This is a genomic window from Streptomyces sp. NPDC001348 (genome assembly GCF_053597535.1).
This window is the reverse complement of the sequence record NZ_JBSFIK010000031.1, coordinates 1-12,997: the sequence shown is the minus strand read 5'-3', so window position 1 is coordinate 12,997 and position 12,997 is coordinate 1. Positions and strand designations below refer to the sequence as shown.

Annotated in this window: 11 protein-coding genes and 1 pseudogene; 7 read left to right on the top strand and 5 right to left on the bottom strand. The window is 70.9% G+C overall.

Going from position 1 to position 12,997, the window contains the following annotated elements; genetic code table 11:
• Window positions 1–33: 33 nt before the first annotated feature.
• Both ACWC21_RS28020 and ACWC21_RS28015 read left to right on the top strand, forming a co-directional pair.
• A complete protein-coding gene (locus ACWC21_RS28020) occupies window positions 34–1,992 on the top strand; it encodes an FAD/NAD(P)-binding protein (protein ID WP_450885640.1) in 1,959 nt (652 codons plus the stop codon).
• A complete protein-coding gene (locus ACWC21_RS28015; RefSeq protein WP_450885638.1) occupies window positions 1,989–3,398 on the top strand; it encodes a class-II fumarase/aspartase family protein in 1,410 nt (469 codons plus the stop codon). The genes ACWC21_RS28020 and ACWC21_RS28015 overlap by 4 nt, the downstream gene beginning before the upstream one ends.
• Before the next feature lie 26 nt (window positions 3,399–3,424).
• Here ACWC21_RS28015 and ACWC21_RS28010 read toward each other — a convergent pair whose 3' ends face one another.
• From ACWC21_RS28010 to ACWC21_RS28000, 3 genes are all read right to left on the bottom strand, one after another.
• On the bottom strand, window positions 3,425–4,426 hold the full coding sequence (locus tag ACWC21_RS28010) for an o-succinylbenzoate synthase (protein ID WP_450885636.1): 1,002 nt from the start codon (window positions 4,424–4,426) through the stop codon (window positions 3,425–3,427).
• Between the two features lie 74 nt (window positions 4,427–4,500).
• Entirely contained in the window at window positions 4,501–4,977 is a 477-nt protein-coding gene (locus ACWC21_RS28005) for a winged helix-turn-helix transcriptional regulator (RefSeq protein ID WP_450885635.1), read from the bottom strand.
• 97 nt (window positions 4,978–5,074) lie between these two features.
• Window positions 5,075–6,466, bottom strand: a complete 1,392-nt coding sequence (locus ACWC21_RS28000) for a class II 3-deoxy-7-phosphoheptulonate synthase (protein ID WP_450885633.1) — start codon at window positions 6,464–6,466, stop codon at window positions 5,075–5,077.
• 457 nt (window positions 6,467–6,923) lie between these two features.
• Here ACWC21_RS28000 and ACWC21_RS27995 point away from each other — a divergent pair, with 457 nt between their 5' ends.
• A complete protein-coding gene (locus ACWC21_RS27995) occupies window positions 6,924–7,589 on the top strand; it encodes a TetR/AcrR family transcriptional regulator (RefSeq protein ID WP_450885632.1) in 666 nt (221 codons plus the stop codon).
• 84 nt (window positions 7,590–7,673) lie between these two features.
• Here the strand turns inward: ACWC21_RS27995 and ACWC21_RS27990 are convergent, their stop codons facing one another.
• Both ACWC21_RS27990 and ACWC21_RS27985 read right to left on the bottom strand, forming a co-directional pair.
• Window positions 7,674–8,843 carry a glycosyltransferase gene (locus ACWC21_RS27990; RefSeq protein WP_450885631.1) on the bottom strand — a complete coding sequence of 390 codons (1,170 nt, stop codon included), beginning with the start codon at window positions 8,841–8,843 and terminating at the stop codon, window positions 7,674–7,676.
• 127 nt (window positions 8,844–8,970) lie between these two features.
• Window positions 8,971–10,365 carry a DHA2 family efflux MFS transporter permease subunit gene (locus tag ACWC21_RS27985; RefSeq protein ID WP_450885766.1) on the bottom strand — a complete coding sequence of 465 codons (1,395 nt, stop codon included), beginning with the start codon at window positions 10,363–10,365 and terminating at the stop codon, window positions 8,971–8,973.
• 405 nt (window positions 10,366–10,770) lie between these two features.
• Between ACWC21_RS27985 and ACWC21_RS27980 the strand changes: the two genes are divergently transcribed.
• The 4 genes and pseudogenes from ACWC21_RS27980 to ACWC21_RS27965 form a co-directional block, all read left to right on the top strand.
• On the top strand, window positions 10,771–10,956 hold the full coding sequence (locus ACWC21_RS27980) for a hypothetical protein (protein ID WP_450885629.1): 186 nt from the start codon (window positions 10,771–10,773) through the stop codon (window positions 10,954–10,956).
• Entirely contained in the window at window positions 10,953–11,963 is a 1,011-nt protein-coding gene (gene rfbB, locus ACWC21_RS27975) for a dTDP-glucose 4,6-dehydratase (RefSeq protein ID WP_450885627.1), read from the top strand. Before ACWC21_RS27980 ends, rfbB begins: the two co-directional genes overlap by 4 nt.
• A 107-nt stretch (window positions 11,964–12,070) precedes the next feature.
• Window positions 12,071–12,502 (top strand): hypothetical protein, encoded by a 432-nt coding sequence (locus ACWC21_RS27970; protein ID WP_450885625.1) that lies wholly within the window; start codon window positions 12,071–12,073, stop codon window positions 12,500–12,502.
• Between the two features lie 62 nt (window positions 12,503–12,564).
• A pseudogene (locus tag ACWC21_RS27965) lies at window positions 12,565–12,997 on the top strand (TOMM precursor leader peptide-binding protein); the annotation flags it as partial.

Below are 12,997 nucleotides of genomic sequence, written 5' to 3'. Positions count from 1 at the left end.
CTTTCCCAGTCCACCAGCAGGAGTGGTGTACCCGTGCCCATCAATCATCTTTCGCTCTGCATCGTTGGCGTCGGACCGCGCGGACTGTCAGTACTCGAGCGGATCTGCGCCAACGCACGCGATCTGTCCCCCGGTTCGAAAGTGCAGGTGTACCTGGTCGATCCCTATCCGGCCGGCGCGGGTGCCGTATGGCGCACCGATCAGTCCCGGCTTCTGCTCATGAACACCGTGGCCTGTCAGATCACCGTGTTCACGGACGAGAGCGTCTCCCTCGAAGGGCCGGTGGAACCCGGCCCCAGCCTGTACGAGTGGGCCGAGGAGTTGAGGAATTCCTCTGGGGCGGCGAATCCCGCCGGGGGCGAGGAAACGCTCGCCGAAGCTCGTGACCTCGGTCCCGATTCGTACCCGAGCCGTGCTTTCTTCGGCAGCTACCTGCGTGAGATGTTCGCCCGGATATGCCTGGGAGCCCCGCCGCACGTGGACATCATCACGCACTGCACCCGCGCCGTCGCACTCAACGGAGGCCGGGACGGATCAGGGGAGCAGAGCGTCCTGCTGGAGAACGGCCGGCTGATCGAGGGCCTCGACGCGGTGATTCTCTCGCAGGGGCATGTCGGCACCGAGCCGAGCGACAAGGAGCGGCTCCTTGCCGCGCAGGCGGAGGAGCACGGACTCACCTACGTCCCACCCGCCAATCCGGCCGACCTGGACCTCGACTCCGTCGCGGCCGGCGAGAACGTTCTGCTGCGCGGCCTGGGGCTGTGCTTCTTCGATCACATGGCCCTGCTCACCAGTGGGCGCGGCGGCCGGTTCGTGCAGCACGGCGAGGAGCTGGTGTACGAGCCGTCCGGTCGCGAACCCAGGCTGTTCGCCACCTCGCGGCGAGGCGTTCCGTACCAGGCACGGGGTGAGAACGAGAAGGGACCGCACGGACGGTACTTTCCCCGGCTGCTCACCGAGGCGTCCCTCGCCGATCTGCGCAAGCGGGGCGAGGACGGCGACCGGGTGTACTTCGGAGTCGACATCTGGCCCCTCATCGCGCGTGAGGTGGAAAGCGTCTACTACAGCACCCTTCTGGAGAGATGGGGCCGGAGCGCGGACCGGGAGGCGTTCGTCGAACTGTATCTGGCGGCGGGGCAGGAGGAGCACAGGGTCGAGATCCTGCGGGCCTACGGCTTTCCCGCGGAGAGCCGCTGGGACTGGGAGAAGATCTCGCGCCCCTATCTCGGACGGCGTTTCGCCGACCGGGACGAGTTCCACGCCTGGCTGATGGACCACTTGGCCGAGGACGTACGGCACGCCCTGGGCGGCAATGTGAGCAACCCGCTCAAGGCCGCGCTCGATGTGCTGCGGGATCTGCGCAACGAAGTCCGGCTCGCCGTGGACCACGGTGGACTGGACGGCAACTCCCACCGCGACGAGCTCGACGGGTGGTACACACCGCTCAACGCCTTCCTCTCGATCGGCCCGCCGGCCTTCCGGATCAAGCAGATGATGGCACTGGTCAAGGCCGGTGTGCTGTGCCTGACCGGCCCGGGGGCCCGGATCCGGGTCGATTCCGCGCGCCAGGCGTTCGTGTGCGAATCACCCGAGGTCGCCGGGCCGCCGATCGAGGCGCGTGTGCTGATCGAGGCCCGGCTGCCCGAGCCCGATGTGCGGCGAACCGCCGATCCGCTCATGCGACAGCTCCTGGAGGACGGGGACATCACGCCGTTCCGGATCGAGGGGAGCTGCGCCGTCTCCTACGAAACCGGCGGTGTCGCCGTGACCCGTCGCCCCTGCCGGGTCGTTGATGCCCAGGGCCGCGTCAACGAGCGGCTGTTCGCGTACGGCGTGCCCACGGAGGCCGTGCACTGGGTCACGGCGGCCGCGGTGCGGCCGGGTGTCGACTCCGTGAGCCTGGGCGACGCCGATGCCATCGCCCGGGCCGTACTCGCCATGGCCCCGGCCGCGGACCGGACCGGGAACAGCCACGCGGAGATGCGTTCATGAGCACGCCGTTCGACGCACAGGGTGACACGGGCCTACTCTCACCCGTACGGGCCGGTACCGAGGTCGAGTCCGCGGTGAGCGATCGCGCGTGGCTCCAGGCCATGCTGGACGCGGAGGTCGCGCTCGTCCGGGCCCAGGCCGCCCTCGGCACGGTGCCGGTCTCGGCCGCGGCCGGGATCGGCGCGGTGGCGCGAGCGGAGCGGTTCGACGTACGAGCCCTCGCGGTCGAGTCCCGGGAGACGGCGAATCCGGTGGTGGGGCTCATACGTGAGCTGACACGGCTGGTCGCGGCGGTCGACCCCGCCGCGGCCGAGTACGTGCACCGCGGCTCGACCAGCCAGGACATCTTCGACACGGGCGCGATGCTGGTCGCGGCGCGGGCCCTGCGCATCATCCGGGGAGATCTGCGGCGCACGGCCGAGGCCCTCGGGGTACTGGCCCGGCGGCATCGCGACACCCCGATGGCCGGACGGACACTCGCTCTGCAGGCGGTGCCGACCACGTTCGGTCTGAAGGCGGCCGGGTGGCGGGAGTTGCTCCTGCAGGCCGACGTACGTCTCGGCCGGCTGCTGGAGGGCGGGCTGTGGGTCTCTCTGGGCGGGGCGGCGGGAACACTCGCCGGCTATCTGGAGTACGCGAAGGTGGACGGGGCCGACGCGGATGCCGTGCGGTCCGGGGAGTACGCGGATCGGCTCCTCGACGGATTCGCCGCGGAGACCGGACTGGCCCGTCCGCCGCTGCCCTGGCACGCGTCGCGCACTCCGATCGCCGATCTCGCGGCGGCACTCGCGTTCACGGCGGGCGCGCTCGGCAAACTGGCGGTGGACGTGCAGACGCTGGCCCGTACGGAGATCGCCGAAGTGGCGGAGCCGTCCGCCGCCGGGCGAGGTGTGTCGTCCGCCATGCCCCACAAGCGCAACCCCGTGCTGGCGACGCTCATCCGCAGTGCGGCGCTCCAGGTTCCCGTGGTCGCGACGGGTCTCACCCAGTGCCTGCTCGCCGAGGACGAGCGGTCCGGCGGGATGTGGCACGCCGAGTGGCAGCTCCTCCGGGAGGCGCTGCGGCTGACCGGAGGCGCCGCGCACACGGCCGTCGAACTGGCCGAGGGTCTCGTCGTGTTCACCGACCGGATGCGCGGCAACCTCGACATCACCGGTAGCCAGGTGGTCTCCGAGCGGCTGACGGCGGTGCTGGCCCCCAGACTCGGCAAGGACGCCGCCAGGAGAATGCTGACGGCGGCATCCTCGGACGCCGCGCGGCACGGCACGTCGCTGGCGCGGGAACTGGCCGAAGCACCGGAGACGGCCGGGTTGTTCACACGTGCGGAGCTCGACGTGCTGTGTGATCCGGCGGACTACACGGGAGCCGCCGGGAATCTGGTGGACCGGGCACTTGGCCGGTCCTGATGGGCCGGCACACGGTGTCCGGTCGGTCACGAGGGCGGTGCGAGGGGCAGTCCCCGCGACTCACCGACCCGGGACAGGCGGTCGTGCCACCACGCGATCCGCCCGGGATCGGCGGGCCGGAACGTGTCGAGCAGTGCCGGGTCGGGCACGGGTGGCGTGCGGGGAACCGGGAGGTAGCCGTCGACGGGCCGGAACGCATGAGCCTCGGGCACACTGTCGCCCTGCAACAGGCTCAGGGTGCTCAGCCCGCAGGCGAAGTCGAGTTCCGGCAGGGCACCGGCGAGGGCGAGCTGGGCGGCGAGACCGACACTCGTCTCCAGCGCGGACGACACGACGCAGGGCAGTCCGCAGGCCTCGGCCACCCGGAGAGCACGGCGCACGCCACCGAGCGGGGTGCATTTGATCACCGCGATGTCGGCGGCGCCGGCGACGGCCACCCTCAGCGGATCGTCGGCACGGCGGATGGATTCGTCGGCCGCGACGCGCACATGGGTCCTGCGGCGTACCGCGGCCAGCTCGTCGATGGTCCGGCAGGGCTGTTCGACGTACTCCAGGCCGCCGGCGGCGCGGTCGATCCGCTTGATGCGGGCTACGGCCGTGTCGACGTCCCAGCGGCCGTTGGCGTCGATCCGGATGCTGCCGCCGGGCCCCAGGGCGGCGCGGACGGCTTCCACCCTGGCCAGGTCCTCGGACAGCGAATCCGGGTGGTCGGCCGCCTTGACCTTGGCTGTCCGGCACCCGGAGCGGGCGACGATCTCGAAGGCGCGCTCCGGGCCGACCGCCGGCACGATGGCGTTGACCGGAACGCGGTCGCGGACCGGCTCCGGCCAGCCGAGGGTGACCTGCTCGACGGCCGTGCCGAGCCAGGCCGCGGCTTCGCGATCGCCGTACTCGGGGAAGGGACAGAATTCCCCCCAACCGAGCGGGCCGCGCAGGAGCATGCCCTCGCGTACGGTGATGCCCCTGAACGGGGTGCGCATGGGGATGGCGTAGACGTGCGCCGTTGCGAACTCGATGGCATCGTTCATGGACTGTGAACGCCTCTTCTCCGGGCATGGGGAACGAGCCTTCCGCCGGCTCGGCCACAGGAAGGCCGACCGGTTCAAGCGGTCCAGGCCGGCGTGGAAGCCGGGGCCCGGCCCGGCAGGTGGACCTGCCGGCCGCCCCTGTGCAGCGTGCGGCGTGCGAGCACCTCCGCGAGGTTCTCCTCGGCCCAGGCCTCCAAGGAGAAGATGATGGGTATCAGGCTCGCGCCGAGTTCGGTGATGCAGTACTCCACCCTCGGCACCGTTCCCGGGTAGTTCTCCCGCTTCACCAGGCCGTCGCGTTCCAGGTTCCGCAGCGTCGTCGTCAGCACCTTCTGGCTGACCCCCGGCACGGACCGGCGCAACTCGCCGGACCGCATGGGTGATTGCTCGTTCAGCAGATAGAGGACCATGGGCGTCCACTTGGTGGCCAGGATGTCCAGCAGCCACCGTGCCCGTACCGGAGTGTCCTCCCCCGGGCCGCACCCCGGCCGGCCCTCGCGCTCGATCGCTTGTGAAAGGTCTTGTTCCCGTACAGCTACGGTCGTGGTCATCCGGACTCCCAGATCAGTACCCTGCTATCCGACATGTAGGTGACGTGTAGGTGATGACGCGGCAGGCTTCCGGCCTGTCGCGGGTGGCCGGATCCGTTCAGGCCGCGGCCGGGACGGGCAACGGGCGTGGCAGGACCAGGGCGTCCCGCTCCCGGTACAGCTCGGCGACCTGGAAGGCCAGGTCGAGCGACTGACGGCGGTTCAGGCGGGGGTCGCAGGCCGTCTCGTAGCGCCGGTGCAGCTGGTCCACGCGGATCTCGTCGCCGCCGCCCAGGCATTCGGTGACGTCCTCCCCCGTCAGCTCGACGTGGATGCCGCCGGGGTGGGTCGCGAGCGATCTGTGCACCTCGAAGAAGCCCCTGACCTCGTCCAGGATGTCGTCGAAGCGGCGGGTCTTGTGGGTGGAGGAGGCCTTGAAGGTGTTCCCGTGCATGGGGTCGCAGATCCAGGCGACCTGGGCGCCGGTGGCCTTCACGGACTCGACGAGCCCGGGAAGCACGTCGCGGACCCGGTCGCGGCCCATACGGGCGATGAAGGACAGCCGGCCCGGCTCGTTGTTCGGGTTCAGCCGCTCGACCAGTGCGACGGCGTCCCCCGGTGTGGTGGTGGGGCCCAGCTTGACCGCGACCGGGTTGCGCACCCGCGCGGCGAACTCGATGTGGGCGCCGTCCAGTTGACGGGTACGCTCGCCGATCCAGACCATGTGGCCCGAGGTGTCGTACAGCAGTCCGGTACGTGCGTCGACCCGGGTGAGCGCTACCTCGTAGTCGAGCAGCAGCGCCTCGTGGCTGGTGAAGAAGTCGCTGGACTGGAACTCCGCCGGGTCCGCTCCGCAGGCCGCCAGGAAAGCGAGTGCGTTGTCGATCTCCCGGGCGATGCGCTCGTAGCGCTCGCCGACCGGGGACCTCGCCACGAAGTCCCGGTTCCACTCGTGCACCTGGCGCAGATCCGCGAAGCCGCCCGTGGTGATGGCACGGATCAGGTTCAGGGTCGCCGTGGAAGCCTGGTACATCAGTTTCAGCCGCTCGGGATCCGGGGTGCGTGCCTCACGGGTGAAGGCGAGCCCGTTGACCGCGTCCCCGCGGTAGACGGGCAGTTCGACGCCGTCACGCACCTCGAACAGATCGGAGCGGGGCTTGGAGTACTGGCCGGCCATCCGGCCGACCTTGATCACTGGCACCGAGGTGGCGTACGTCAGCACGGCCGACATCTGCAGCAGCGTCTTGACCTTGTTGCGCACCTGTTCGGCGGACACACCGTCGAAAGTCTCCGCGCAGTCTCCACCCTGGAGGAGAAACGCCTCGCCGCGGGTCACCGCGGCCAGCCGGTGGCGCAGTCGGTCGCATTCACCGGCCATGACGAGCGGCGGATACGCGGCCAGTTCGGAGGTCACCGCACGCAGCACCTCCGCGTCCGGCCACTCGGGCTGCTGCGCGGCATGCATCCGGCGGTCGAGGTACAGAATCATGCCGGCCTGGGCAGTGTTCATCGTTGACTGTGCCTCATTCTGCGTCGGATGAGATCAGTACTGATGGGGACGCGTTTCTCACGATCTCGTCCCGGTGTGTGCCCCGCCTGGCCGGGACGGCGGGCGCCGGCTGTCCGGGAGGCCGCCGATCCCGCCATCGGCGACGGGCACACGACAGATGCGTCCGCTTGCCATCTTCTGTCTCCTTGAGGGGGGCAGGGCAGTGCGGTTGACCAAAATTCTCCACGCGCCGGGTGGTAGCTGGTCTTGAGTCAACCTTGAATCCTGCTGTGCGCTGTGCCCCTGCCCGGTGGTCCGGAGTTCCGGGCGCGCTGCTCATCGCCGCCGCCCGGCAGCGCTGCGCGCACCGGCCCGGAGTCGCACGGAACCCCTCGAGAGCCGCTCCTGGAGCGGCCGGCACCGCCCGCTGTGACCGAATCACGGTCCGGTCGTGTTTCCCTTGGCCTACGGTGATTTCATGCCCAGCGCAGACGATGTCTTAGTGCCGCCCTGTCCGGAATCCGAGGAGGGCGTCGGCGAGCACCCGGCGCTGCTTCGGCCCGAGCCCCGCGGCGACGAGCCGTGTCTGCGCGCCGACGCGGCCCGCAACCGGGCCCGTCTGCTGGAGGCCGCCGCCCGGTTGATCGCCGAGCACGGCGCGGCCGGGGTGACGATGGAGGCCGTGGCGGCCGCGGCGCAGGTGGGCAAGGGGACGGTCTTCCGTCGCTTCGGGGACCGAACCGGTCTGCTGACGGCGCTCCTCGACGACTCCGAGCAGAGGATGCAGGCCGCGTTCATGACCGGGCCCCCGCCGCTCGGCCCCGGCGCGCCGCCCGTGGAGCGGCTGCGCGCGTTCGGCATCACGATGCTGCGGCGCTGCGTCGACGAATTGGAACTGCAACTGGCGGCCGAGCCCGACCCGGAACGCCGGTACTCGCTGCCGGCCCGCCGCGTTCACCACGGCCATGTCACGCTGCTGCTGCGCCAGGCCCTGCCGGACGCGGACCACGATCTCCTCGCTCACACGCTGCTGGGCTACCTCAGTCCGGTCCTGATCCACCATCTGACCCGGCAGTGCGGGGTGCCCCTGCCGCGGCTGGAACGGGGTTGGCACGACCTGGTGGACCGCATGACGGCCGGCTGACGGTACTTCAGCGTGCGTCACGCGCCCGAACGCACCGTGCCCCGCGCTCGCCTCGAGCGCGGGGCACGGTGTGCCGGGGGGCGGTCAGCCGACGAACTCGGGGAACCGCGCGACCGTGTCGGCCGGCCCGGGCAGGGCCGCGATCCCGTCGGCCACCCGGCGGGCGGCCTCCCGGTGCGCACCGTCGGTCAACAGGGCGCGCACCTCGGACTCCACGGCCTCGGCGGTCACGTCCTCGCCGAGCAGCATGCGGCCCGCTCCGGTCGCGCTGACCGCGGGCGCGTTGCCGAGGCCGTCGCTCTCCTTCGGCAGGATCAGCTGGGGCAGCCCCGCGGCCAATGAGGCCAGCGTGGTGCCATGACCGCCATGGTGGACGATGGCGGTGGCGTGCCGCAGTGCCTCGGGCTGCGGCACCCAGGGAAGCGCTACGACCCGGTCCGGCAGCTCGCCCAGCTCGGCCGGGTCCACCAGGGCGCTCGTCGCGACGAGGACCCGTACGTCCAACGGCAGCAGGCCGTCGATCGCGGTGCGCAGCAGCTGCGCGGAGCCGACCACGGTGCCGAAGCTCAGATAGACCAGCGGTCCCTCCCCCTGGGTGACGCTCGCGGGCAGCTCGCCCGGCTCGGTGAAGGGGGCGGGCCGCTGGTGGATCACCTGGGCACCCGAGGCCAGGAACTCCTGGTTCTGCACGACAGGAGGGCAGATGTCGATGTACGGGTTGCCCAGGGTCGGATCCTGGCCGATCTTGTCGGCCACCCCGAGGTCGCTCGCCGTGGCGAACAGCTCCTGCGGGATCAGCGGATCGGACGAGACCCGGCCGATGCTCTGGGACACGGCGGGCACACCGGCCGCCGCGGCCGCGAAGCCGGCGCCGGGGTTGAGGCTCTCGTAGACGACCAGGTCCGGCCTGACGGAGTCGATGACCGGGGTGAGGTCCGCGAACACACTGCGCGGCAGCACCGAGCCGAACGCCTTGACGGCCAGGCTTGCCAGCACCTCGGGCGGAACATCACTGGCTTGTACGGCACCGCCGTTGGCCTCCAGGAACGCCTGGCCGCCGGCCGCCTCGATGAACGCCTCGGGAACGGTGAGCCCACTGGTGGCCGGCCGCAGCCCCGCCTTCTCCAGGATCGGGTGGAACTGCTCGTTGGTGGCGAACCAGACCTCGTGCCCGGCAGCCTGTGCCGCCTGGGCGAGTGGCGCCAGGGGGAATACGTGTCCGTAGTTTCCGAGGCTTGCGAAGAGAACCCTCATGTCTCGCACGGCCTTTCTGCCGGTGGCGTGATGACGGATGACATGACGTGCTGACGTGCTGACGTGATGACGGAATTCCCGCGGCCCCACACGCCGTCGTGTGGGGCCGCGGGCGGCCTGCGAGAGGTCAGCGCGTGGCCGACGGGGCCGCTTCGACGGCGTCCAGGACCGGCTCGGCGCCGCCCGCTTCGGCACTGTGCTGCTCCCCCACGGCGGAGGGCCGGCCGGCGAAGAACATCACGACCGCGGCGAACGCGACGGCCGCCGCGCCGACCCACAGCGCGGGCACGAAGCCGTCGACGAAGTCCTGACCGGACGCGTAGCCGCCGTTGTGGGTGAAGACGCTGGTGAGGGCGGCCACGCCGAGCGCCGAACCCACCTCGCGGGTGGCCGATGTCGCGCCGGAGGCGATGCCCTGCTCGGAGACGTCGACGGAGCTCATCGTCAGGTTGAGGAGCGGGGCGAAGAAGCAGGCGACGCCCACACCGCCCAGGAGGTAGCCGGGCAGCTGCTCGACGTAGGACACGTCCGGGCTCATCACCAGCGCGAAGTAGGCGAACCCGGCGGCGAGCAGCACCAGTCCGAAGGCCACCACGGGCGCTCCGCCGATCCGGTCCGACATGATGCCGGCGAAGGGCGCCACCAGGAGCGGCATCGCCGTCCAGGCCAGCATCCGCACACCGGCCTCCGTCGGCGTGTGGTGCTGGATGGTCTGCATGAACTGCGTGATGAGGAAGACCACGCCGAACATACCGACGGACATCAGCAGGCCGCCGACGTTGACGGCGCTGAAGGCCCGGTTGCGGAACATGCCCATGGGCAGCATCGGCGCGCTGCTGCGCCGCTCCCACAGAACGAACGCGGCGACCAGCACGACGCCCGCCACCATGGGGCCCATCACCTGCGCGGCGCCCCAGCCGCCGTGGCCGTTGGCCCGGACCAGGCCGTAGACGACGCCGAAGATGCCGAGGCTGACCAGGACCGTGCCCGGCACGTCCAGGCGGTTGTTCGGGCCACGGCTCTCGGCCAGACCGCGCCAGGCGGCGGGGGCGAGCAGCAGGCCCACCGGCACGTTGATCCAGAAGATCCACTGCCAGGACATGTGTTCCACCACGACGCCACCCACCAGCGGGCCGCCGGCGACGGCCAGTCCGTTGAGCGCACCGTAGATACCGAGGGCGGCGCCCCGCTTCGCGGCGGGTACGGCGCTGGTGAGCAGGGTGAGGGACAGCGGCATGATGATGGCGGCACCCGCACCCTGGACCGCACGGGCGGCGATCAGCTCGCCGATGCCCGGTGCCATGGCGGCCGCGGCCGACGCCGCCGTGAACAGCAGCAGACCTCCGACGAACACCCGGCGGCGCCCGAACCGGTCACCGAGAGCCGCGCCGAACATCATCAGCACGGCGAACGACAGCGTGTAGGCGTTCACCGTCCATTCCAGCTCTTCCAGGCTGCCACCGAGCTTTTCCCTGATGGTGGGCAGCGCGGTGACGACCACCAGATTGTCGAGCCCCGCCATGAAGGCGATCAGGCCCGTGATCAGCGTGGCCGTGCCCGGGGACTTCCCCGCCCCGGCCGCACCGCCGCCGGCGGCGACTTTGTCAGTACTCATTCAGGGATTTCCTTCCGACTTCACCATGGGGGGCAACGGTCTTCGTCGCGCGGTCGGTGACGAAGCGCGGTCCGATACGGACCCCGCGCAAGCCATCGCGCCGAGGCTAGGCAGCCGTGCTCGAGCACCGGTCGAGTCGCGGCCACGTCGCCCGGGGCGAGGCGGCCTCCAGCACTTCTCCGCCCGCGCCCGATCGCACGGCGCCACCATCGAGTTCGGCGGGGCCCGGCAGATCCCGGAGCCCGCACCGCCACAGACGCCCCCCGCGTCCCGGCCGCACCGCATCCATCCGCCCACCCTGGGAGGCACCGCATGACAACGGAACCGACCGACCGGCCCCTGGCGGCCGTGCTCGGCGACACCGGCCTCGTGGGCCCGGCCGTGCTCGCCGCAGCGAGGGGGTCCATGCACCGGTTCGCCGGGCATCCGCTGCCCGTCGACCGGTACACCGCCACCCGAACCCTGTCCGACCACGGTGAGGCACCGGTACTGTCATGACGACCAAGACCCGCATCCTGGTGACCGGCGGCGCCGGATTCATCGGCTCCCACTACGTCCGTACGCTGCTCGGCCCCGAGGGCCCCGGTGATGTCGCGATCACCGTCCTGGACAAGCTGACCTACGCGGGCAATCCCGCCAACCTCGACGAGGTCAGGTCGCATCCCGACTTCTCCTTCGTGCAGGGCGACATCTGCTCCCCCGAGCTGGTCGGAAAGCTGATGGCGGAGCACGACCAGGTCGTGCACTTCGCCGCCGAGTCGCACGTGGACCGCTCGATCGACGGCGGCGCCGAGTTCGTGCGCACGAACGTGGTCGGCACCCACACCCTCGTCGACGCGGCGCACCGGGCCGGCATCAAGGTCTTCGTGCACATCTCCACCGACGAGGTGTACGGCTCGATCGACGAGGGCTCCTGGCCCGAGGACCACCCCCTGCGGCCCAACTCGCCGTACTCCTCCGCGAAGGCCTCCAGCGACCTGATCGCGCTGTCGTACCACCGCACCCACGGCCTGGACGTCCGCGTCACCCGCTGCTCGAACAACTACGGCCACCACCACTTCCCCGAGAAGGTCATCCCGCTGTTCGTGACCAACCTCCTCGACGGCGGGAAGGTCCCGCTCTACGGCGACGGGGGCAACGTCCGCGACTGGCTGCACATCGACGACCACGTCCAGGGCATCGAACTGGTCCGCACCCGGGGCCGCGCGGGCGAGATCTACAACATCGGGGGCGGCACCGAACTCTCCAACAGGGAACTCACCGAGATGCTGCTCAAGGCGTGCGGCGCCGACTGGGAGGACAGCGTCGAACACGTCGAGGACCGCAAGGGACACGACCGCCGCTACTCCGTCGACTGCACCAAGATCCGCGAGGAGCTGGGCTACTCACCGCGGAGGAGCTTCGAGGAGGGGCTGGCCGAAACCGTGCGGTGGTACCGGGACAACCGAAGCTGGTGGGAACCGCTCAAGCGGCGGATGGCGGAGCTGGAGCCTCCGCTTGGGTGAGAACTTCACCCGTCACCGGTGAACCGGACACTGTCCGAGAAGCCCTCACTGGCCAAGAATTCAGGCCATTGGAGCACCAGCCGCCCACGTCAGTGAGGACTTCTCCGATGAGCCACGCCAGCGCCAACCCCGCTACCTCCCACTCGGCGCGCACCACCGAGGCAGCTGCCACCCGTCCGCTCCTCGTGGTCACCACCCTCGACCACGCCGCCGGCACGACCAGACTGTTCACCTACGGTCTGGAAGCGGCACCCGCCGCCACCGCCCAGTTCACGTTCTGCGCCGAGGCGGTCCGCACGGAAAGCACCCAGTTCACCTACTGCGCCGAGGCAGTCCCGACCGACACCGCCCAGTTCACCTACTGCGTCCAGGAAGCCCCCACCGACACCGCCCAGTTCACCTACTGCGTCCAGACCGCCCCCGCCGACACCGCCCAGTTCACCTACTGCGTCCAGACCGCCCCCGCCGATGCCTCCGGTGCGGAGACGGCGGCTCTCGTGGCGGGTGCGGGTGACGCGGTCGCGGGGTCCTGGATATGACTTCCGGATCGCCACACACCAGGAGATCCGGACCGGCCGCCCTACAGGACGGCTCAACCCTCGTGGGCTTCAGGCACCACCTGCGTCCCGCGACCGTCCCCGGCGAGGCGACCTACCTGGTCTCCCGCCGGGGAGTCACCACCCTGCACGGCGCCCTCGCCGATGTGCTCGTCCCGCTGCTCGACGGCTCCCGGTCACTCGCCGAGATCCTGCAGGGCGCGGCGCCCGCGCTAACCGCCGAGGAGGCGCAGGACGGGCTGCGCCTGCTCAGCGAGGCCGGGCTGCTCCGCTTCGGCAGCCCCGCCCCGGTGGAGGCCGGCCTGCCGGCGACGGGCACCGACCCGGTGGCCGAGGCGTACTGGGACCTGGCCGGCCTGGACGGTGCCCGGGCGGCGGCGCGGCTGGCCGGCTCCCGGCTCCGGGTCCTGCCGCTCACCGGCGTCGACGCGGAACCGGTGCTCGCGGCGGGTGCCGAGTCCGGCATCGACGTGAGCG